The organism is Mycobacterium sp. GA-1199, assembly GCF_001500045.1.
In the GTDB taxonomy this organism is placed as follows: Bacteria; Actinomycetota; Actinomycetes; order Mycobacteriales; family Mycobacteriaceae; genus Mycobacterium.
This window is the reverse complement of the sequence record NZ_LQIX01000023.1, coordinates 48,487-70,425: the sequence shown is the minus strand read 5'-3', so window position 1 is coordinate 70,425 and position 21,939 is coordinate 48,487. Positions and strand designations below refer to the sequence as shown.

Genomic DNA, 21,939 nt, shown 5'->3' with positions numbered 1-21,939 from the left:
ACTCACAAATCGCTCCCCGGGGGGCCGGGTCAGGCCGTCGCGGCCGCCTCCAGGATCCAGTCCTCGAACCGAGTGCCGAACAGCGTCGCGCCCTCACCGGGCACCAGCGTGCGCTCGGCCAGTTCGATGCCCCAGTATTTCGCCGACGGGTCGGCGACGACCTGCCGGGTATCGCCGCGGGCGGTCAACGCGGTCCGGATCAAGTCGGGCAGCAGGAACTGCACCGGTCCCCCGATCTCGACGATGCGATTCACCGGCTCGTTCACCGCGGCGATCGCGAGCCCTTCGGCGACGTCGGCGGCGGCCATCGGCTGGAAGTACGCCGGCGGCATCCGCACCGTGTCACCCTCGGTCGCCGAGTCGGCGAGTGTCTGGAGGAACTCGAAGAATTGGGTGGCGTGCACGATCGTGAACGGGATCGGCCCGTCGTTGATCAGCCGTTCCTGATCGAGCTTGGCCTGGAAGTAGCCGCTCTGCGAGGCCATCTGATCGGTACCCACCACCGAGAGCGCGACGTGGTGGCCGACGCCTGCGGCCTGTTCGGCGTCGAGCAGGTTCGTCGTCGCGGTCTGGAAGAACTCTCGGGCCGAGTCGTCGAGCTGCGGCGAGTTCGAGACGTCGACCACCACCGCCGCCCCTTCGAGCGCGTCCCGCAAGCCCTCGCCGGTGAACGTGTTGACGCCGGTCGACGGCGCCGCAGCGACCGTGTCGTGGCCCTGCCGGTCCAGGATCTGCACCAGTTTCGAACCGATGAGGCCGGTTCCGCCGATGACGACGATCTTCATGATGAGCCTTCCGTTTGGTCGACAGCTTCCTGCCCACCAGAACGGATAGCCGCACGCGAACTCATCCCAGCCGCCGGAAAGCTCCTCCCGCGAGCGACCGGGTCTGCACGCGACACGCCGCGCACAGCTGGCGTTGCGCGGTCGCTCGCGGCACTTGAGGGACCCACTGGCAACAGTTGAGGGACCCGCTCGCGGCAGTTGAAAGACCCGCTCGCGGCAGTTGAAACCGTCAGAACGCGTAGCGCACCCGGCACGTCGGCAGCTTGGCGGCGATCAGGTCGGTCAGCTCGCCCACCCAGCGGCCCTTCCACGGTGTCTTGTAGCGCACGTTCCACTGCCCGCTCTGGCTGCGCTTTGCCTGCTGAAGATCCGGCCGCCACAGCAGATCCTCACCTCTGGGATGCCAGCCGAGGTTGACGTCGTGCAGGCCCTCGTTGTGGGTCAGGAAGATGATCTCGACGGCCAGCTGCTGCTTGGTGCGGTCCGACGTGCCGTCGGCGACCTGTTCGAGCAGCTCCGCCCAATCGAACAACCAATTCTCGTGGACGACAACGGGGCTGAAGTTCAGGTGCACTTCGTATCCGGCGTCGACGAAGTCGTCGATCGCGGCGATCCGCTCGGCGATCTTCGACGTGCGCACGTCGAGCGCCCGCGACGTCTCGGCCGGCATCAAGCTGAACCGCACGCGGGTTCCGCCCCGCGGGTCGTAGGCGAGCAGGTCGCGGTTGACGAGCTTGGTCGCGAAGCTGGCCTTGGCGTTGGGAATTCGACCGAACAGGGCGACCAGATCGCGCACGTTGTCGGAGACCATCGCGTCCACCGAGCAGTCGCTGTTCTCACCGATGTCATAGACCCAGTCGACGGGGTCGCACTGGTTCGGTTGCGGCTTCACACCTTGGCGAGCGGCGTGGCGCTCGAGGTATCCGGTGATCTTCTCGATGTTGGTGAACACCGTGATCGGGTTGGCGTAGCCCTTGCGGCGCGGAACGTAGCAGTACGAGCACGCCATCGCGCAACCGTTGGCGGTCGACGGTGCGATCCAGTCGCTGGAGCGCTCGTTGCGCCGCGCGCTCAGGCTCTTCTTCTCGCCCAGCACCAGGACTTCCCGCTTGTTGCGGACCCAGTCCTCGACGCTGCCCTCGTTTCCGTACAGACCCGGTATCGCCTGGTGCGAGGGCACTTCGATGCGCTCGGCGTCGGGGAAGCGCTGGAGCACCTGACGTGCGCGAGCGAACCGTTCGATGTCGGGCTCGTGGTAGATCCGCTTGATGTCGAGCAGCCGGTCGGCGAGGGCGATCGGGGTGCGTCGCGTCACGGCGTAGTCGTCGGCCATCGTCACGCCTCGTTCAACGAACGCCGGCCGCGCTCCGATGCAGTTGATCTTGTTGAGCTCCAATGATGTTCGTCACGTCCGCCGAGATGGCTCGCGATGTCGCGCGCGATCGGCGAGGCCTGCAGCCGGAAGGACCGCAGTGGCCCGATCAGCGGCTCGTCGTAACCGGCGAACCACAGCCCCGGCGCGGCGCACGGAAGCCCGTTGACCTTAGGCCGGCCCGCCTCGTCCAGCACGCCGTGGTGGCCGACGAGCGGTTCGAGTCCCCGCCGATAGCCGGTCGCGGCGATCACCACGTCGGGCGCCAGCGAGCTGCCGTCGGCGAGCACCACCCTCTCACCGTCGAACGACTCCACGGCGGCGACGATGTCGATGCGTCCCGCTTTGACGTGTGCGACGAGCTGGTCACCGATCGTCGGGATCTGTTCGTCGGTCAGCAGCGCCGAATAGATCCCCCGCCGCGGCACCGGCAGGCCCTCGCGGCGAAGATCTCCGAACCACACCCTGCGCATCAGGGCCGCGGCCCGGTCGAGCACGGCCACCGGCAGGTGCTCGAACGCGGGACTGAACGCGTCGACCGGAATTCCGGCGGCCGACCGTGGTACGAGATGCGGGGGCGTGCGCACCGCCATCCACACCCGGCGGGCCACCTTGTCGCTGAGCTGCAACGCGATGTCGGTCGCCGAGTTCCCCGCGCCCGCCACCAAAACGTCCCGGCCGGCGAAAGGCGCGGCGTTGCGGTAGTGCTCGGAGTGCAGCACCTCGCCGGTGAACGCCTCGATTCCAGGCCACTCGGGCAGCACCGGCGTGTGATAGTTGCCGGTCGCGACGACGACGGCCGCGGCGGTGAAGGGCGCGCCGTCGGTCTGCAGCCGCCAGCCGTACCGCCCTCGGTCTACCCGAACCACGTTGCACCCCAGTGCTATTCGTAGATGCTGTCGGCGCACGTAATCGTCGAAGTAGTCGACCATGTCGTCGCGGGTCGGCCAGCGTCCGTAGCGCAGTGGTATCCGCTGCCCGGACAGATGTGACCACCACCCACAGGTGTTGAGCCGGAACCCGTCGTAGCGGTTCCGCCACGCCGATGCCACCGCGTCCGCGCGATCGACGACGAGCGCGTCAACACCGCACTCGTGGCGCAGCTGTCGTGCGATCGCCAGCCCGCAGGGACCGGCGCCGACGATGACGACGGACTCGTCGTGCTCGGCCATTTACGGCAGGCGTCTTGTCGTCAGCAGGCCCTCGGTGAGGTCGCGTTGGAACTGCTCGATCAGCGACCGGCGCCGCAGGGGCGGACTCTCGGTGTGCGCTTGTCGGGCCACCCCGCCGATGACGTCGGCGAGCGCGTCGACCGCATTCCATCGGGGGTTCCAGCCGAGTTCGGCCTCGGCCCGCCCGCAGTCCAGCAGCGGAACGCTGAACGCCATGTCGAGCCAGCCGCGGTCGATCGGCTGCAGCCGCGCCCGCCAGCTGACATCGACCAGAGCCCCGAGCACTCCCGACGGCACGTGGACCGGTTTCGCACCCAGCACCTCGGCGACCTGCTCGCGGCCCACCGGGGGTTCGGCCGCCACGTTGAACGGCCCGCTCGCACCACGCTCGACCACCCTGGCCAATGCGTCGGCGACATCGTCGGCATGCACGAGCGGGATGCACAGGCGCCGGTCCAACGGCAGCACCGGTAACAGGGGAATTGCGAGCATCGGCACGTAACCGGGCAGCGCGTAGCGCATCAGGCCGCTGGCGGCGTCGCGCTGCACGATGAAGCCGGGCCGCATCCGCGCGATGGGAACGCCCGCTTCCCCGTTCTCGCGTTCGTAGCCGTCCAGCAGCGCTTCGGCGTCCGATTTGTCGCGGCTGTAGGGGGAGGTCCGGATGCCGGTGGTCGGCCACGACTCGTCGACGTACTGCCCGTAGCGGCCCGGTGCGTATGCGCCCACCGACGACTGGTGCACGAGCCGGCCGACCCGCGCGTCATGGGCCGCTTCGAGGACGGCCGTTGTGCCGCCGACGCCGACGCGGTTCAGGTATTCGGTGTTGCGGGTCGGCTGGAAGCCCCATGCGAGGTGGATGACGGCGTCCGCGCCGTCGAAGACCCCGCGTAGCTGGGTCGCCGCGTCCGGATCGGCCAGGTCGAGTTGGTGCCAGCGGACCCGACCGTAGACGCCGGTCGGCTCCGGCGGCCTTCGTACCACCCCGACGATGTCGTGTCCGGTGTCGCTTTCGGTGAGCCGCCGCAGCAGCGCGGTCCCGACGTTGCCGGAAGCTCCGGTGATGACGATGCGCATGCGACAAGACTTCCCGCATCGCGCCCGATCAACACGGACTAGACGGCCGCGGCGGTTTCACCCTGGAGTTGGCGGGCCCGCACGTCGTTGAGGAACCTGCCGACCTCGACCGCCAGCCGACGTGCATGCGACGAGTCGACGAGGTCGAACGCGTGTCCCGCACGCCGGATTTCGCTGTATTCCACGACATTTCGTGACACCGCGCTGAGCTCTTCGGCGAACACGCGGGCCTCGTCGACGGGGATGATGGTGTCCTGGTCCCCGTGGATGAGGAAGAACGGTGGTGCATCGGAATGGATGCGGGCCCGCGGGGACGCCGCAGCAAAGACGTCGGGGTGCCGGGACTGCTTGCGTCCCACGACAACTCGCTCCAGAAAGTTCTGGAAGTTCTTGCGGGCGGGGGTCGAGCGGTCCTGCCAGTCGTAGCGCCCGTAAATTCCGACCACCGCGTCCACGGTGGTGTCGGCGTCCTCGGTGAGTTCGCCGCGGAACGCCGGGTCACCGGGAGTGAGGGCCGCCAGGGAGGCCAGGTGCCCGCCCGCCGAGCAGCCGGCCACCGCGACGAAGTTCCGGTCGCCGCCGAACTTGTCGACGTTGGCCCGCGCCCAGGCGATCGCCGCGTTGACGTCGGCGATATGGCGGGGCCACCGGTTCACCGGGGACACCCGGTAGTCCATCGTCAGACACACCCAGCCCTGCTTGACCAAGTGGTGCAGCATCGTGTGCCCCTGCATGACGCGGGAGCCCTGCACCCATGCGCCGCCGGGAACGAACAGCAGCACCGGGGCGTCGGGCGGCAGGTCGGGCAACCGCCACACGTCGAGCAACTGCGCGGGGTGGTCGCCGTAGCGCACCGAGCTGCGATAGAGGCACCGCTGACGCTGGGCGCGGAAGCGCAGGTAGGGCGGCATCCGGTTCCCGCGCCCGGGCGTGATGGCCTCATCGGAGACATCGGCGGGCGCGGCGGCCGCGGAATCGGCGCTGAGACGACGCGACACCATGCCACGCAGCGCTGCCGGTGCGTAGTGGTGGCCGTACATCATCATCGCGGTCAGGCCGGCGAACGGCTCGAGGTGTCTGCCGACCACGGGAAGTGACGCGTACATCCGCGTCGAAGCCATGACCAGGTCGAACGGATGCAATGAACGGTAAACAGACATGGTCAGCCGGCCATCGCCAGGTCGGTGTCGCCGGCCCGGCCGCTGCAGGACTCGCAAACGGCCTCTTCGAGGCTGAAAAACCCGCATGTGGGGCAGATGAACTCGAGCATGCGTTACGCCTTTCGAGACTTGTGTCATGCCGACTTTCTGCAGCCCGCCTCACATACCCCGGCCTCGGGGCGCCAAAACCCACCGTTATCGATCTGCAGCGTCAGTACTGTGGTGAGCGTGAAGTACTTAGACGTCGAGGGTGTGGGGCGGGTCAGCCGTATCGGGCTCGGGACCTGGCAATTCGGGTCTCGGGAGTGGGGGTACGGCGACAGCTACGCCGCCGGTGCCGCCCGAGAAATCGTGCAGCGTTCGCTGGCGCTGGGCGTCACGTTGTTCGACACGGCCGAGATCTACGGTTTCGGCAAGAGCGAGAGGATCCTCGGCGAAGCGCTGGGCGAGCAGCGCGCCGACGTGGCCGTGGCCAGCAAGGTCTTCCCGGTGGCCCCGTTCCCGGCGGTGGTCAAGCAACGCGCGCACGCCAGCGCGCAGCGGCTCGGGCTGCAGAAGATCCCGCTGTATCAGATCCACCAGTCCAATCCGGTGGTGCCCGATTCGGTGATCATGCCGGGGATGCGCGACCTGATCGATGACGGTGTGATCGGCGCGGCGGGTGTGTCGAACTACTCGCTGTCGCGCTGGCAGCGGGCAGACACCGCGCTCGGACGACCGGTGATCAGCAATCAGGTGCACTTCTCGCTGGCCCATCCCAAGGCGCTCGATCGTCTGGTGCCGTTCGCCGAACGAGAGAACCGCATCGTGATCGCCTACAGCCCGCTGGCGCAGGGACTGCTCGGCGGCAAGTACGGTCCCGACAACCGGCCCGGCGGCGTGCGCGCAACGAACCCGCTGTTCGGCACCGAGAACCTGCGGCGCGCCGAACCGCTGCTGCAGACGCTGCGCGATGTCGCCGCGGACGTCGGCGCCAAACCCGCGCAGGTCGCGTTGGCGTGGCTGATCCACCTGCCCAACGTCGTCGCGATCCCCGGTGCGTCCAGCGTCGAACAGCTCGAGTTCAACGTGGCAGCCGCCGATATCGAGCTCAGCGCCGAGGCGCAGGAGGCGCTCACCGCCGCCGCCCGCGCGTTCCGCCCGGTATCCGCAGCGCGCTTCCTCGCCGACACGGTGCGTGAGAAGCTCGGTGTTGGCTAACCTTTCAGCTTCCCGCTGAGGTACTCGCTGCGGCAGGCTCCGCGGGCCAGCTTGCCGCTGGTCGTGCGCGGGATGACACCGGCGGCGACGAAGCGGATGTCAGCGACCGTGATCCCGTGCCGCGCAAGCACTTCGGCGCGGATCGCGTCGATCTCGGGCGCAGGATCCTTGCGGGCCGTTCCGGTCGCGCGTTCGGCGACGATCACGAGCGCATCGCTGTGGGGGGCGGGCACCGTGAACGCGGTGACGTGGCCTGGGCGCACCATCGCAGAGGCGCCTTGGGCGGTCGCCTCGACGTCCTGCGGATAGTGGTGTCTGCCGTCGATCACGATCAGATCGGCGCGCCGTCCGGTGACGAACAGCTCGCCGTTGAGGTAGACGCCGAGATCACCGGTGCGCAGCCAATTCGCTTGCTCGTCAGCGTCTTCCGCGTGGCTGGCTGCTGTCCGAGACGTGAGCCGGGCCTCGAAGGCGTGCCGCGACTCGTCGGGCCGACCCCAGTAGCCGCGCCCGAGGTTGTCGCCGTGCAGCCAGATCTCGCCGACGGTTCCGTCGGGCAGTTCGGCGCCGGTGTCGGGATCGACGATGACGGCCCACTGGCTGCGCGCGACCCGTCCGCAGGACACGTGGGCCACCGCATCGGGTGAATCGGCGGCGACGGGAACGGCGCGGCCCGCGCTGAGATGCGTACGGTCGAGGTGCACCGCCGCGGCGTGGGCGGTGGGTTCGATGGTCGCGACGAACAGCGTGGCTTCGGCGATTCCGTACGACGGCCGGAACGCGTTCGGCGGCAGCCCGTATGGCGCGAATGCGTCGTTGAACGCGGTGATCGCGTCGATGCTGACCGGCTCCGAGCCGATGATCAGCACCGCCTTGCTCAGGTCGAGGTCTTCACCGTCGGCGGGCCGGCCGCGTTGCGCCGCGTATTCATAGGCGAAGTTCGGCGCGGCCGTGACGACGCGGCCTTCGCGCGACCCGTCCGAGAGCGCCCGAAGCCAGCGTTGTGGGCGGCGGATGAACGCGGTCGGGGACATCAGCGTCGAATGTCCGCCGTATACGGCGGGAAATCCGATCATCGACAGGCCCATGTCGTGGAACAGCGGTAACCAGCTGACGCCGTGCACTTTTCGGTCGAGCAGATCGATGGAAAGGATCATCTGGATCAGGTTCGTGCCGACCGCGCGGTGCGTGATCTCGACGCCGGCGGGAGGCCGCGTCGCACCGGAGGTGTACTGCAGATGGGATACGGCGTCCAGCGCCAGCTCCACCGGCTCGAAATCACCTGTCGCACCGATGTCGTCGAGAACGACGACGCGCGGGGTCGGTACGCCCTCGAGATCGGCCAGGAAGCTGCGCACATTCGATACCGCGGCCGCTGTGGTCATCACGATCGACGGTTCGCAGTCGCGCAGCGCGGTATCCAGTCGTTGTGCGTGCCCCTGCAACTCGGGCGCGAACAACGGGACGGCGATCGCGCCCGCCTTGATCGCACCGAAGAACGCGACGACGTAATCGAGTCCCTGCGGCGCCAGGATCGCGACCCGGTCGCCTCGCCGGGTCACGCGCTGCAGGCTCGCGGCCACCGCCCGCAGGCGTTCCCCGAGTTGTTTCCAGGTGAGTTCGACGACCCGCCCGTCGCCGGTGTGGTCGAGGTAGCGGTAGGCCGGCGCGTCACCGACGTTGGCGATGTTGCGGTCGATCAGGGATATCAGGTTCACCCCGGCGGGTACCGCCACCCGGCCGTCGGCGTCCAGGCAGTCCTCGATCCGCAGCAGTCCGTCGTGCGGTACGGAACGGGACGTCATGGCAGTAGTCTAAGGAGCGCCCGCGTCGTTCCTGGTACGGCCGTACCAGGCGACTATGGCTCCAGCGCAAGCACCGTGATGTCCGGCGGAGCCCCGATGCGTACCGGCGGACCCCAGAACCCCGCGCCGCGGGTCACGTACAGCTGGGTGTCGTCGAATGTCGAAAGGCCCGCGAGCGAGGGCTGCACGGCGCGCACGAGGTAGTGGAACGGCCACATCTGCCCGCCGTGGGTGTGTCCGGACAGCTGCAGGTCCACTCCGCGCGCGGCGGCCTCCTCGACGAGCACCGGCTGGTGCGCGAGCAGCACCGTCGGCCCGGCCGAGGAGACACCCGCCAGGGCGCGGTCGAAATCCGGCCCGTCCGAGACTCTTTCACCGGCGATGTCGTTGACCCCCGCCAGGTTGAACACGGCACCGCCGCGGCGGATCACGGTGTTCTCGTTGCGCAACGGTTGGATGCCCAACCGCTCCATCTCGCCTAACCACTCGAGTGTGTCGTCGACGAAGTACTCGTGGTTTCCGGTGACGAAGAAGGTACCCTCGCGGGCGCTGAGATCGCCTAATGGCGCTGCGGCCGGGCCGAGTTCGGCGACCGAGCCGTCGACCACGTCACCGACGATCGCGACGAGGTCGGGGCCGGTCTCGTTGATCATGTCGACGATCCGCTCGGTGTGCGCCCTGCCTGCCAGCGGTCCGAGGTGGATGTCGGACACCACCGCGACACGGAACCCGCGAAACGCCGGGTCCAGATTGCGCAGGCGCACCGGCACCCGCAACACCTCGGGCGGACTCAGCGCGGTGGCCGTCCCGACACCGACCAGACCCACCGACGCTGCGCCTGCGGCGACGGCACTCGCGCGGGCCAAAAACAACCGGCGGCTCACGCCGATCACGTCCTCGGGTTCCGGCGCCGCATCCCCGCGGACCCACCGCCGCAGCACCAGTCGCACGGGTTCGAGCACCAGCAGCGCCAACAGCAGATATGCGGCCAGGCCGAACCACACGTAGCCCGGCCAGGCGTACCAGCCCGCGTCGGCCGGACCTGTCAGGCGGGGCAGGAAGAGCGCGGCGAGCAACAGTCCTGCCAGCCCGGCGAAGGCGGCGCTCAGTATCCATCGCACTCGACCGGGCCGGGTGGTGTCCTTGATCAGCCGCTTCCACAGATAGGCATGCATCAGCACCAGCACCGTGCCGAGGATGACGATGAACATGCACACCCTTCGCTGCCGAGCATCCGCGGCGATGCGCGGGCTCACCCATCATGCCCTCAGCCCAACAAGCCGCCGGGCCGAGCACTCAGCCTTGTACAGCTACGCGGCCGGAAACCCGTACAAGGGTGCGCGCTCGCGCCAGGACTTACAGCGACACCGTTCCGTAGTCGCCGACGTGTTCGATGAGCGTGCGGAGTTGGTCGTCGGTGGTGCCGAACGTGTTGTCGATGGCGGTGAGCCGCGCCGCGTAGTGGCCGACGGGATACTCCGCGGTCATCCCGATGCCGCCGTGCAGTTGGATCGCCTCCTGCGCGATGTGCCGTCCGGACCGTCCGATCTGGAACTTGGCGCGCGCGGCGATCACCGGGTCGAACCTGCCGTCGGCGATCGACATCGCGGCGTAGAAGTTCATGCTGCGCGCGAGTTCGAGCGAGACGTACATGTCGGCCGCGCGCTGCGTCAGGGTCTGGAACTTGCTCAGCGGGACGCCGAATTGCTTTCGGCTGGTGAGGTACTCGGTGGTGAGCCGCAGCGCCTCCTCCATCGCTCCGACCGCCTCCGCGCACAACGCCGACTGATAACGGATGACCGTGCGGGAGACGTGTTCGCTCGCATCCCCGCCGTCGCCGAGGGGGTCGGCCGGTGTGGAGTCGAAGTCGAGTTGGGCACCACCGCGGCCGTCGAACGTCCGATACGGCGCCCGGTTCACCGCCGCACCGTCGACGACGAACAGCCCCACCCCACCGCCGGGCAGCGCCGCGGTGACGACGATGGTGTCGGCGGTGTCACCGGCCAGCACGGGATTCTTGCGACCGGTGAGCGTCCAGGCATCGCCGCTCTGTTCGGCGCGCGTGGTCGGTTCGGCGGCCGGCAGCCGCGACCCGGGCTCCGCGTGGGCGAAGGCCAGCAGGGTCTCACCGGCCGCCACGGCGTCGAGGATCTCCTTCTGCTGGTCGCTGCCCACCTCGGCGATCAGGACGCCGGGGATCATCGCGGCCTGGGCGACCGGTTCGGGCGCGAGCCGTCTGCCGATCTCGGTCAGCACCACCATTGCCTCTATCTGGCCGGCCTCGTCCGGATCGAATCCGAGCCCGAGGATGCCGACCTCGGCCAATTGGCCCCAGACCTCACGGCTCCAGCCCGGGTCCCCTTCGGGCCGGACGCTCTCGCGGCCCGCCAGCACGTCGCGGGTGACGTCACGCAGCAGTTGCTGTTCCTCGGTCAGGTCGAAGTCCACGGCAGTCTCACAATCCCAGGATGGTCGAAGCGATGATGGTGCGTTGAACTTCGTTGGTACCGCCGTAGATCGACGTCTTCCGATAGTTCAAGTAGCGGGGCGCGGCGTCCTGCGCCCAGGTCGGCACGTCGACGTCGCCGGCGTCGAACGGTAACGCCTCCGGCCCGGCCACCTCGACGAACAACTCGGTTGCGGCCTGCTGCAGTTGGCTGCCACGCAGTTTGAGGATCGACGACGCGGGGTTCGGCTTGCCGTCGGCCTCCGATCCGCTGACCCGCATCTGCGTGAGCTCCAGCGCGAGCAGTCCGGTCTCGATCTCGGCGACCCGCGCGGCGAACAACGGGTCCTCCAGTAGCGGTGTGCCGTTGACCTCGAGCTTGGCGGCGTGTTCCTTCACCTGTGCCATCCACAGTTTCGTCAGCCCGATGCGGGCGATGCCGGTGCGCTCATTGCCGAGCAGGAACTTGGCGTAGGTCCAGCCCTGGTTCTCCTCGCCGACGAGTTGGTCGGCGGGGATTCTCACGTCCTCGAAGAAGACCTCGTTGACCTCGTAGCTGCCGTCGATCAGCTCGATCGGGCGCAGCGTGATGCCCGGGGTCGACATCTCGGCCAACAGGAAGGAGATACCGGCCTGCCGCTTGGGCGCGTTCGGGTCCGTGCGCGCCAGCAGGAAGATCCAATCGGCGTACTGACCGAGCGTCGTCCACGTCTTCTGGCCGTTGACGACGTAGGTGTCCCCGTCGCGGACGGCCGTGGTCCGCAGCGACGCGAGGTCCGAGCCGGCCTCCGGTTCGGAGAAGCCCTGACACCACCAGATGTCGATGTTGGCCGTCGGCGGCAGGAAGCGTTCCTTCATGGACTGCGAGCCGAACTGGGCGATCACCGGGCCGACCATCTTGGTGTTGAACGCCAACGGTTCGGGCACGCCGGCCAGCTGCATCTCGTCCAGCCAGATCTGGCGCTGCAGCGGCGTCCATTCCTTGCCGCCCCACTCGACCGGCCAGTTCGGCACGGCCAGCCCGTTGGCGTGAAGAATCCGCTGGCTGGTGACCATGTCCTCGGGAAACTTCGAGTGCCCGGTCTTGCCCCGCTCGCGGATGTCCTCGGGGATCTCGGAGGTGTAGAACCGTCGCAGCTCCTCGCGGAATGCCGCGTCCTCGTCACTCAGCGCCAGTTTCACGTCTACCCCGTTCCTTTCGTGCGGTTGCCGGCCGGATACCCGCCTTCGGCCCCGTTCGCCCATCGATGTCGCTTCATCCGCATTGTGCTCGTTCTACTTCCAGGCGAAGACCGGTTGCTCGAGTTCGTCGACCGGATCGTGCCGACCCTCCAGGCCCAGCCAGCGCAACTGCAGGAGCACCGCTCCGGTCGGAGCGTGGATCAGGTCGTTGCCCAGCGGGACCTGCACCACCGGCCGTGGGCTCTCCGGGATCTCGATGAACCGCGGGGAGTCGGGGCGCTGCAGCTGGTGCAACCCGACCCGGTACACCGCGACGACCTCGTCGGGAGCCGGCCGCGGATCGAGGCGTCCCCCGCCCCAGATCACCACCGGGGTGATCACGTATCCCGACCGCGTCGGGTAGTCGTCGAGCAGGCCCAGCACCGTCGAGTCCGGCAGCCGGACGCCGACCTCCTCGTCGAGCTCGCGCAACGCCGCGTCGACCACGGTCTCGCCCGGGTCCAGCCGTCCACCGGGCAGCGCCCACTGCGCGGCGTGTGAGGTCAGCCGGGATGTCCTGCGGCACAGGAAGAAAGCGGCGCCACCGGAGACGTCGACCATCCGGCCGTCCAGACCGGCGTCGGGCATCCCTCGGCCGTCGTTCCAGCCGTCGACGTCGACCGGGTCGACCCTGTCCTCGCCGACCTCGGAATCGACGAGCACGACGGCGACCGCGGCGTGCCTCTTCGTCGGGTCGCTCACCGCGCGACGTTCGTGTCCCGACAGGTTCGCTTGGATCCGCTCGCGCAGCGACTCGTCGTAGGAGATCGTCACCGCTCGACCATAGTTTCGCGGTGTTTCGCCGACACCGTCCGGGGCAACCCCCTGGGGACCACAGCCCAACGGAAGGGATCGACATGGCACTCGACAATGACGACATGACCACCTCGGGCGCGGGCGGCGAGGGTACCGCCGACGGCGGTTCCAACCCCGAAGGCCACGACGGCGGCGCCGACGGCACAGCCGGTGGTGAAGGTCCCGCCGACGGCGGCTCCAACCCCGAAGGCCACGACGGCGGCGCCGACGGCACAGCCGGTGGTGAAGGCCCGGCCGACGGCGGCTCCAACCCCGAAGGTCACGACGGGGGCGCCGACGGGACCGCGTGATCCTCATCCGATGATGCTTGGGCGCTGCGTTGCGGTGGACGCCCGGCGGTTCTCCGACGAGTACTGGGGCCGTCAGCCGTTGCTCACCCGGGCCGAGGCGTTGCCCCGCGACTTCAGCGATCTACTGTCACCCGAGGCGGTCGACGAACTGATCGCCGAGCGCGGGGTGCGCGCGCCGTTCATCCGGCTGGCCAAAGAGGGCGATGTCTTGCCCAAGGACTGCTATCTCGGTCCCGCCGGCTTCGGTGCGGAAATCGGCGACCAGATCGACTCGGCCAAGCTGCTGAGCCAGTTCACCTCGGGCGCAACGATAGTGCTGCAGGGGCTGCACCGGCTCTGGCCTCCGCTGATCGATTTCGTTCGGCAGGCGGTCGACGATCTCGGCCACCCGGTGCAGGCCAACGCCTACATCACCCCGCCGGTCAACCGGGGTTTCGATCCGCACTACGACGTGCACGACGTCTTCGTTCTGCAGGTCTCGGGTCAGAAGCGCTGGATCGTGCACGAGCCGGTGTTCGAGCACCCGCTGCCGTCGCAGCCGTGGACGGGCCACCGCGCTGCCATCGAGAGACGGGTCGCCGGGGACGCACCGGTCATCGACACGGTGCTCAAGGAGGGTGACGCCCTCTATCTGCCGCGCGGGTGGGTGCATTCGGCGCAGGCGTTGCAGATGACGTCGATCCATCTCACCATCGGGGTCTCGCCGGTGACGGCGGTCGACGTGGCGCGCGCCGTCGTCGACCAGTTGGCCGCCGACCCGACCTTCCGTGAGTCGCTGCCCATGGGTGGCGCCGACGCGGATGAGACGATGGCGACGGTGTCGAAGGTCATGGCGGAAATGGTCGGGTCGTTGCGAGATGACGCGGCGACTCTGGGCGCGGGCGCTGCCGCGCACCTGTCACAGCGTCACGCCGACCGGACCCGTCCGGTGGCCGTGCGGCCGCTGGCCTCTCTCGCGGCGGCCGATCGGGCCGGGGAGACGATGGTGCGGTGGCGACACGGGCTGAGCGCGACCGTCGACCGGTCCGGTGACCGGATCGTGTTGCGCCTGCCGGACCGGACCATCACGTTTCCTCACATGTGCGCCGATGCCATTCGGGCCGTACACCAGGGCAGTACCGTCGATGCGGCAAGCATGCCCGGCCTGGACGCCGCCGATGCGACGGTCCTCATCCGGCGGTTGCTGCGAGAGGGGGTCCTCGTTCCGGTGAACAGCGTCGTTCCCGTGCAACGGACCGCTCCGGCAGATGCCGGATGACGACCGCCAAGAGAATCCCGTGCAGCGACCAATCGCTGGCCCGCGACGATCCGATGTACGGCACCGCATCGGCGGGTTCGTCGTGGTTGCTGCTGGAGCTGAACGGCGCCTGGGGGCCGTCGGCGTTCCTGCAGTCGCCCAACTGCATTGACCCGCAACTCGGCCGCGCGATCGTGCGACGGGTGGAGAAAGCGGGTATGCGCATCACCGCGATCCGCAAGCACGGTCGTCGACCCGAGACGTCGCGGTGGCGCTGGTATGTGGCGCACTGCGGGGTCGGGGACGAGGCGCTTCACCACGGTGAGGTCGACGACCCCCGAGATTTTCTCGAGCTCGCGTTGGACGGCAGTGACGGCAGCGTGACGACCGATCCGGTGATCGCGATCTGCTCGCACGGCAAACACGACCAATGTTGCGCGGTGCGCGGTCGCAGCGCGTGCCGCGCGATCGCCGCCGAGTATCCGGAATTCACCTGGGAGTGTTCGCATCTCGGTGGTGACCGGTTCGCGGCCACCATGCTCATCCTGCCTGAAGGCCTGTGCTACGGCCGGGTCGACTCCGCCGACGCCGCGGGGCTGGTACGCCTGTACCTCGAGGGGCGGTTGGACAACCAGTTCCTGCGCGGACGCACATCGCTACCGCACGCCGTGCAGGCCGCCCAGTATTTTGCCCGCGAGCGCTACGGCGACGATCGTATCGATGCGCTGCACCCTCTGCACGTCGAACGCGGTGAACACCGGATCCAGGTCCTGCTCGACGGCGAGGCCGGGCCCATCGAGGTGATCCTGCACGAGGAGTTGTCCGAACCCCTTCTGTCGCAATGTCATGCGAAGGTCGCCGGCCAGGTTCGCGTCTTCACACTCGGTTCGCTGGGCGAGACCGCACCCGGGCGGGGATGAGATAGTTCGACGGTGTCGCAACGACGTCGAGATCATCGGCCACCCTCCACCGGTTCGACCGAGAAGGAGGTACTGGTCGGGTTTCTCGACTATCTGCGGACCTGTGTCGTCGACAAGGTGCGAGGTGCACCCGAACCCGCGGCGCGCGCGGCGGGTGTGCCCTCCGGCACCAACCTGCTCGGGTTGCTCAAACACCTTGCGTACGTAGAGCGCTACACGTTCCTCGGTGAGCATGTCGATGACTGGTCGGCGACCTTTCACGCCGGACCGGCCGAAACCGTCGACGGCCTGGTCGACGCATACCGGGCTGCCGTCACGCGGGCCAACGCCGTCATCGCCGCTTGTGAGGACCTGGAGTCGCGCGCACCACGACCGGCCAAGGGCCGCTCCGGGCCCTCGATGCGGTGGGCGCTGGTGCACATGATCGAGGAGACCGGTCGGCACGCGGGCCACATGGATATCCTGCGTGAGCAGATCGACGGGGCGACCGGGCGCTGACGTTCAGGCGGCCGCCCGACCGAAATACAGTTCCTGGGTGGCCAGGCAGACGAGCTGTCCCGCCCGGTTGTACATCGTCGATGTGCTCAGCCCGCGCCCGGCGATACCGCTCGGCGAAAACTGGTCCGACAGCACCCAATCCGACATGTCGACCGGCCGGTGAAACCACAGCGCGTGGTCGATCAGCGCATTGAACGTCCCGATCGGGGTGGCGCCGCGCATGGCCAGCGCCGTTTCGACCATGGTGGTGCCTGACAGATAGGCCAGCAGGCAGCTGTGCAGCACCTCGTCGTCGGCTACCGGCTCACCGGGCCGCCACCACATCCGCATCCGCGGCGACGGTTCGCCGAGCTCGAGCGCCAGGCGCGGCGGCGCGTCGACGTAGCGCAGGTCGAAGGGCTGTGGCCGCACCCAGAAGCCGTTGTGTTCGTCGGCGAAGTCCGCCAGGTGCTCCTGCACCGGCGGGAGCGAATCCGGCTGCGGCACATCGGGAATCGGCTGTTGGTAGTCGAGTGAATCGACGGGCGCGCTCAGCGACACCAGCGCCTCGAGCAGAATCTGGTCGTGTTGGCGCGCGGTGACCTGGCGGGTCGACAGCGTTCCGCCGTCGCGGGCGACGTCCACGTGGAGATCGACCGGATAGCGGGCATCGCCTGCGCGCACGTAGTAGACGTGAGCACTGTGTGGGGTGCGGCCGGGGGCCGTCCTGCTGGCCGCCATCAGGGCTTGGCCGCGTCACACCTCGGCGAGGATCACCGCCACGAACTCGTCGACGTCGGCCTCGGTGGTGTCCCACGCCGTCATCCAGCGCACCTCGCCGCGCGACCGGTCCCAGTCGTAGAACCGCACCCGCCGGCGGATGCGGTCGGCCGCGTCGGTCGGCAGCGTCGCGAAGATCGCGTTCGCCGGACTGTCGTGGGTGAACGCGAGCCCACTCAGCCGTCCCTCGGCCATGTTCGCCTCGAGCGCCGAGCGCAGCCGCGCCGTCATCGCATTGGCGTGCGTGGCGCTGCGCAGGCCGAGGTCGTTCTCGAAAAGCGTCAGCAGCTGGACCGAGGCGAAGCGCATCTTGCTCGCCAGCTGCATCGTCAGCTTCCGCAGATACCGCAGGCCATTCGCGCGGGCCGCGTCGAGGACGATGACGGCCTCGGCACCGAGCAACCCGTTCTTCGTCCCGCCCAAGCTGAGGACGTCGACACCCGCGTCCGCGGTGAACGCCCGAACCGGCACGCCCAGCGCGGCCGCCGCGTTCCACAGCCGCGCGCCGTCCATGTGCACCGCCATTCCGTTGGCATGGGCGAAGTCGGCCACCGCTCGCACCTCGGCCGGGGTGTACACGGTGCCCATCTCGGTCGTCTGGGTGATGCTCACGGCGAGCGGCTGGGCCCGGTGCTCGTCGCCGAATCCCCACGCTTCGCGGGCGACGAGTTCCGGGGTCAGCTTGCCGTCCGGTGTGGGCACGGTCAGCAGCTTGATCCCGGTCATGCGCTCGGGCGCGCCGGCTTCGTCGGTGTGGATGTGGGCGGTCGACGCGGTGACGACGGCACCCCAGCGCGGCAGGACGCTGGTCAGCGCAACCACATTCGCGCCGGTGCCGTTGAAGACCGGATAGACCTCGGCGCCGGCGCCGAAATGTTCGCCGATCACCTCCTGCAACCGCGCGGTATAGGCGTCCCGCCCATAGGCGGGTTGGTGACCGCCGTTGGCGGCGGCGAGCGCGGCGAGCACCTCTGGATGCACGCCGGCATTGTTGTCGCTGGCGAAACCTCGCCGGTCGGGATCGTGCAGACGAGACGTCACGCCTCATCCTTTCACCGTCCGGGTGCGGCTCCGACACGCGAGGAGCGACCCCACTCGGTCTGCTGCCCATCGACGATTTCCCGCCGAATATATGTATGTGCTATGCATACTTAGTGGCTCCGTCCCGATACGACCAACTCGACGAACTGCTGACCCGCATCGCGGTCGCGCGGCAGCGGCCGGGCTGGCGGGATCGCCTTCTCACCGACGCAGGCCCCGTGACCAGCGCCTCGACCCTGCGGGTGCTGCGCGCGGTCGAGCAGTGCCAACAGCTTTCCGGCGGCGCCTCCATCCGCGACGTCGCCGATTTCCTTGCCGTCGACCATTCGACCGCGAGCCGGTCGGTGACCGCGGTCGTCGCCGCCGGCCTCGTGACGAAAACCTTCGCCGCCGACGATCAGCGCCGCTGCATGCTCGTGCTGACCGAAGCCGGTCACCAGGCATCGCAGACGGTTACCGATCGACGGCGCGAGTTGGTCGCCGAGATGATCGAAGACTGGCCCGACACCAGCGTCGACACCCTGGTCGATCTTCTCGACCGGTTGGCCGAACGGTTCGAACGGGCGTCGGCCCGATGACCGCCCAAGCCACCGCCCCACCGCAGGCCCGCGGCGCTTTCGGGTTGATCTTCGATCCGGTGTTCGGCGCGCTGTTCTGGGGCAAGATCTTCTCGGTCGTGGCCGTGTGGACGCACGGCATCGTCGCCGCGATCGTGATGTACGACGCGACGCGATCGGCCCTCATGGTCGGTTTGGTCGGTGTTGTCCAGTTCGCACCGCAGTTGATCCTGAGTCCCATCAGCGGCAAATGGGCCGACACCGGGGACCCGGCGCGACAGATCCTGCTCGGCCGCGTGTTGTGTGTGGCGGGCTCCGGTTTCACCGCGGTGTGGTTGCTGGCCGATCCCGCCGGACACGACATCTCCGATGCCATACCCGTGCTTCTGGGCACCCTGCTGGTCGGCTTCGGATTCGTGGTCGGCGGACCGGCGATGCAGTCGATCGTGCCGAACCTCATCCGCGACGGCGAACTGTCGACAGCCATGGCGCTCAACAGCTTTCCGATGACCGTCGGACGCATCGTCGGACCCGCCGCGGGCGCCTACATCGCCGCGCACCTCGGTGCCGGTGCCGCGTTCGGAGTCAGTGCCGGACTGCATCTCGTGTTCGCGCTGTCCCTTCTCGCGGTGCGATTCCCCGCACCGCCGACCCGGCACGCCGACACGGACTACCGCGTGCGCGTGGCGCTCCGATACGTCTGGCGGGATCGCCCGCTGTTCCTGGCGCTGCTCGCAGTGACCACCGTCGGGCTGGCATCCGACTCGTCGATCACCCTGACCCCGTCGATGGCCGACGAACTGGGTGGCGGCGCCAGTTTGGTCGGGACGCTGTCCGCCGTGTTCGGTGTCGGCGCGGCGGTCGGGATGGCGACGCTGGCGCTCATGCGGGGCCGGATGGCGTCACAGAACGTGTCTGCATTCGGTATGGCCGGTCTCGGCACGGGTTGCGCATCGCTGGCCGTAGCGCCGACCCCCGCGCTCGCGCTGGCCGGGTTCGCGCTCGCCGGCCTGGGATTCGGGTGGGCCATGACCGGGCTCAGCACCCTCGTTCAGGAACGGGCACCCGAGGTGCTGCGCGGCCGGATCATGGCGCTGTGGCTCGTCGGCTTCCTCGGTTCACGGCCTATCGCCGCGGCGCTGCTCGGCGGCGCCGCCGACCTGTTCAACGTGCAGGTCGCCTTCGGGGTGGCGGCGGTGTTCTGTCTGACCGCTGCGCTGTGGAGTCGTCCCGCCAAACTGGTGGGCCCGCTACCGGCACATGTATAGGTGTCTGCGCCTCAACCGCTTTCGGCCGCCTTCCGCGCCCGCTCCGTCATGGAGGCGACCACCCCACCGTCGTTGAGGATGTCGGTGCCGGTGAGGTAGCCCGCCTTGGGACTCACGCAGAACGCGAACAACTCGGCCATCTCCTCGGGTTTACCCCATCGTGGGACGGCCGCGTCGGCCACCATCGCACCGGCGCCCGCCTGCTCCTCCAGCCTGCCCATCTCGGTGTCGACGGACCCCGGGGAGACCGAGACGATGCGCAGACCCTTGCCATTGAACCGTTCGGCCTGTGACGAGCTGTACCACCTGACGAAGCTCTTGCTGATCGCGTACGCGATACCCGAACTTGCTTCGGGACCGGCGATGTCGCACGCGGACAGCATGCGCGTCATGAACGCCTCCTGATCCGCGAACGCTTGTGGGAACTCGTTTTTCGGAAGCAGCTCGTCGGGCAGCATGTGCGCGGCCATCGATGCCACATTCACGATCGCGGCGCCCTCGGAGGCCACCCCGAAGAACGCCTCGTTGACGTTGAGCGTGCCGATCGCGTTGGTGCGCATGACGTATTCGGCATCGCCCATGCTCGGGCTCACACCCGCGGTGTGGATCACCGAGGCGATCGTCCCGAGGCCGGCCGCCGTCTCGAACAGCCGGTCGACGGCCGCCCGGTCGGTGACGTCGGCATGGACGACGGTGGGCGTGATGCCGGCGTCGGCCAACGCAGCGGCCGCGGTGTCGAGCCGGTCCTTCCTGACGTCGCAGAGGACAAGTGCGTGGTCTTGTCCGACGATGCGGGCGGTCGCCTGGCCCATACCACCCGCACCACCCGTGATGATCGACACTCGGCTCATATGGGCACGGTATACCGAAAGGGCGACGGGATACCCGACGGGTACGCGCGTCCTAGACGCCGACCGCGCGTTCCAGGTCCTTCAGCGACGTCTCGAGGTGGCCGAGCAGCCGCTGCAGCGAAGGCACGCTTCGCCGGTCCCCGACCAGCCCGAAGTCGAGGTTCTCGGCGTTGTTGGCCAACGTGATGTTGAGGGCCTGCCCGTCGAGCGGAATCGAGAACGGATAGTTGCCGTCGAGCCGAGCGCCGTTCCAGTACATCGGCTGCCGGGCACCCGGCACGTTCGAGATCACGATGTTGAACGGCGGCGGCGCGGTGGCGACGAATCCCGGCAGCAGTCCGAGCGCCAACCCACCGACCAACAGCGCCGAGACCGCCAACTGCTGAACCCGCGGCAGCTCCGCATAGACCTTCTTGTTGTCGTGCATCGACTTCGCGATCGCTTCCAGCCGCCGCACCGGATCCTCGACGTCGGTGGCGAGGTTGCACAGGATCGCGCCGACCAGGTTCCCGCCGTTGTCCGCATCCTTTTCGGTGCGCAGGTTCACCGGGACCATCGCCACCAGCGGTGTGTCCGGCAGCGCATTCTCATCGGCGAGGTACTTCCGCAGCGCCCCAGCGCACATCGCCAGGACGACGTCGTTGACGGTCACGCCGGCAGCGCTTTTCACCTTCTGGATGCGTTCCAACGCCCACGACTGCGCGGCGACGCGTCGTGCCCCGCCGATGCGCACGTTCAACATGGTCTTCGGCGCGCGGAACGGAAGGGTCAGTTCCTGTTCGAGCAGCGCGGCACGTGCCAGCGACAACGTGGTCGGGGCGATACCGACGACCGAACCCGCGGCGTCCGTCAGCATCCGCAGCAATGACGGTCCGGCCTTCGGACCCTTACCGCGCCTCGGCGGCAAGCTCCACGGCGCCTTGACCGTGGTGTCGCTCGGATCGGTCGTCAGCGTCCGCTGCATCAGCTTCATCGCCGACACCCCGTCGATCAGCGAATGATGGAACTTCGTGTACACGGCGAAGCGACCGTCCTCGAGCCCCTCGATCAGGTGCGCCTCCCACAACGGGCGATGGCGGTCGAGCAGCGTCCCGTGCAACCTCGAGACCAGCTCCAGAAGCTCACGAACCCGGCCCGGCGCGGGTAGGGCCGAGCGACGCAGGTGGTAGTCGAGATCGACCTCCTTGTCCAACGACCACACCAGGTTCGTGACCCCGCCGAAGAACGCCGGATGCTTCCGGAACGTCGGCTGCACCTCCGTCTGCGCGACAAGGGCGTCGTAGATCCCACGCAGGAAGTCGGGTCCGGTGCCCTCCGGGGGCTTGTACAGCGTGAGCCCGCCGACATGCATTGGATGCTCGCGTGATTCGCCGAGCAGAAAGATCAGATCGGTGGGTGATATCGGTTGCATGCAGACTCCGACTCCGGTGCTCGTGAACGCTCAGAATTCGTTCTGAACATCCC

At 68.4% G+C, this 21,939-nt stretch carries 20 protein-coding genes and 1 pseudogene; 7 read left to right on the top strand and 14 right to left on the bottom strand.

Translation table 11 applies throughout. The annotated features are described in order from the left end of the window. Positions 1–29 precede the first annotated feature (29 nt). The 5 genes from AU198_RS15610 to AU198_RS15590 all read right to left on the bottom strand — a co-directional run bounded on the left by AU198_RS15610 (position 30) and on the right by AU198_RS15590 (position 5,566). Positions 30–785 (bottom strand): SDR family oxidoreductase, encoded by a 756-nt coding sequence (locus AU198_RS15610; RefSeq protein WP_064349059.1) that lies wholly within the window; start codon positions 783–785, stop codon positions 30–32. A gap of 229 nt (positions 786–1,014) precedes the next feature. Further along, positions 1,015–2,118, bottom strand: a complete 1,104-nt coding sequence (locus AU198_RS15605) for a spore photoproduct lyase family protein (protein WP_064349058.1) — start codon at positions 2,116–2,118, stop codon at positions 1,015–1,017. A gap of 2 nt (positions 2,119–2,120) precedes the next feature. Beyond that, positions 2,121–3,329 (bottom strand): flavin-containing monooxygenase, encoded by a 1,209-nt coding sequence (locus AU198_RS15600; protein WP_082691049.1) that lies wholly within the window; start codon positions 3,327–3,329, stop codon positions 2,121–2,123. Then, positions 3,330–4,406, bottom strand: coding sequence for an NAD-dependent epimerase/dehydratase family protein (locus AU198_RS15595; RefSeq protein ID WP_064349057.1), 1,077 nt, complete (start codon positions 4,404–4,406; stop codon positions 3,330–3,332). A gap of 38 nt (positions 4,407–4,444) precedes the next feature. Further along, on the bottom strand, positions 4,445–5,566 hold the full coding sequence (locus tag AU198_RS15590; RefSeq protein ID WP_064349056.1) for an alpha/beta hydrolase: 1,122 nt from the start codon (positions 5,564–5,566) through the stop codon (positions 4,445–4,447). Between the two features lie 228 nt (positions 5,567–5,794). On the opposite strand from AU198_RS15590, the gene AU198_RS15585 reads away from it, so the two are divergent. Then, the gene (locus tag AU198_RS15585) at positions 5,795–6,766 is read left to right on the top strand and encodes an aldo/keto reductase (protein WP_064349442.1); all 972 of its coding nucleotides are present in this window, start codon (positions 5,795–5,797) and stop codon (positions 6,764–6,766) included. Here the strand turns inward: AU198_RS15585 and AU198_RS15580 are convergent. The 5 genes from AU198_RS15580 to AU198_RS15560 all read right to left on the bottom strand — a co-directional run bounded on the left by AU198_RS15580 (position 6,763) and on the right by AU198_RS15560 (position 13,012). Then, positions 6,763–8,571: a fatty acyl-AMP ligase gene (locus AU198_RS15580; protein ID WP_064349055.1), complete on the bottom strand. Its 1,809-nt coding sequence runs from the start codon at positions 8,569–8,571 to the stop codon at positions 6,763–6,765. The genes AU198_RS15585 and AU198_RS15580 overlap by 4 nt on opposite strands. 53 nt (positions 8,572–8,624) lie before the next feature. Beyond that, a complete protein-coding gene (locus tag AU198_RS15575; protein WP_064349054.1) occupies positions 8,625–9,782 on the bottom strand; it encodes a metallophosphoesterase in 1,158 nt (385 codons plus the stop codon). Positions 9,783–9,927: 145 nt separating this feature from the next. Further along, positions 9,928–11,019, bottom strand: coding sequence for an acyl-CoA dehydrogenase family protein (locus AU198_RS15570; protein ID WP_064349053.1), 1,092 nt, complete (start codon positions 11,017–11,019; stop codon positions 9,928–9,930). 7 nt (positions 11,020–11,026) lie between these two features. After that, complete coding sequence (locus AU198_RS15565; RefSeq protein WP_064349052.1) at positions 11,027–12,199, bottom strand: acyl-CoA dehydrogenase family protein; 1,173 nt, start codon at positions 12,197–12,199, stop codon at positions 11,027–11,029. Between the two features lie 93 nt (positions 12,200–12,292). Next, positions 12,293–13,012 carry an NUDIX hydrolase gene (locus AU198_RS15560; protein ID WP_064349051.1) on the bottom strand — a complete coding sequence of 240 codons (720 nt, stop codon included), beginning with the start codon at positions 13,010–13,012 and terminating at the stop codon, positions 12,293–12,295. 83 nt (positions 13,013–13,095) lie between these two features. Between AU198_RS15560 and AU198_RS15555 the strand changes: the two genes are divergently transcribed. From AU198_RS15555 to AU198_RS15540, 4 genes are read left to right on the top strand one after another with little or no spacing between them, the layout of a single operon-like run. Continuing rightward, positions 13,096–13,344 (top strand): hypothetical protein, encoded by a 249-nt coding sequence (locus AU198_RS15555; protein WP_064349050.1) that lies wholly within the window; start codon positions 13,096–13,098, stop codon positions 13,342–13,344. A 13-nt stretch (positions 13,345–13,357) separates the two neighbouring features. After that, on the top strand, positions 13,358–14,602 hold the full coding sequence (locus AU198_RS15550; RefSeq protein WP_064349441.1) for a cupin domain-containing protein: 1,245 nt from the start codon (positions 13,358–13,360) through the stop codon (positions 14,600–14,602). Then, positions 14,599–15,501 (top strand): ferredoxin family protein, encoded by a 903-nt coding sequence (locus AU198_RS15545; RefSeq protein ID WP_064349049.1) that lies wholly within the window; start codon positions 14,599–14,601, stop codon positions 15,499–15,501. The genes AU198_RS15550 and AU198_RS15545 overlap by 4 nt, the downstream gene beginning before the upstream one ends. Positions 15,502–15,513: 12 nt before the next feature. After that, a complete protein-coding gene (locus AU198_RS15540) occupies positions 15,514–15,999 on the top strand; it encodes a DinB family protein (protein ID WP_064349048.1) in 486 nt (161 codons plus the stop codon). Between the two features lie 3 nt (positions 16,000–16,002). Here the strand turns inward: AU198_RS15540 and AU198_RS15535 are convergent. Further along, positions 16,003–16,731 (bottom strand): annotated as a pseudogene (locus AU198_RS15535) (acyl-CoA thioesterase); the annotation flags it as partial. A 3-nt stretch (positions 16,732–16,734) separates the two neighbouring features. Next, on the bottom strand, positions 16,735–17,799 hold the full coding sequence (locus tag AU198_RS15530; RefSeq protein ID WP_064349047.1) for a threonine aldolase family protein: 1,065 nt from the start codon (positions 17,797–17,799) through the stop codon (positions 16,735–16,737). Between the two features lie 95 nt (positions 17,800–17,894). Here AU198_RS15530 and AU198_RS15525 point away from each other — a divergent pair, with 95 nt between their 5' ends. Both AU198_RS15525 and AU198_RS15520 read left to right on the top strand, forming a co-directional pair. Beyond that, a complete protein-coding gene (locus AU198_RS15525; RefSeq protein ID WP_064349046.1) occupies positions 17,895–18,377 on the top strand; it encodes a MarR family winged helix-turn-helix transcriptional regulator in 483 nt (160 codons plus the stop codon). Continuing rightward, positions 18,374–19,624 carry an MFS transporter gene (locus tag AU198_RS15520; RefSeq protein ID WP_064349045.1) on the top strand — a complete coding sequence of 417 codons (1,251 nt, stop codon included), beginning with the start codon at positions 18,374–18,376 and terminating at the stop codon, positions 19,622–19,624. Before AU198_RS15525 ends, AU198_RS15520 begins: the two co-directional genes overlap by 4 nt. An 11-nt stretch (positions 19,625–19,635) precedes the next feature. Here the strand turns inward: AU198_RS15520 and AU198_RS15515 are convergent, their stop codons facing one another. Continuing rightward, complete coding sequence (locus tag AU198_RS15515) at positions 19,636–20,475, bottom strand: SDR family oxidoreductase (RefSeq protein ID WP_064349044.1); 840 nt, start codon at positions 20,473–20,475, stop codon at positions 19,636–19,638. A 52-nt stretch (positions 20,476–20,527) separates the two neighbouring features. Further along, entirely contained in the window at positions 20,528–21,886 is a 1,359-nt protein-coding gene (locus AU198_RS15510; RefSeq protein ID WP_064349043.1) for a WS/DGAT/MGAT family O-acyltransferase, read from the bottom strand. Between the last annotated feature and the right edge of the window lie 53 nt (positions 21,887–21,939).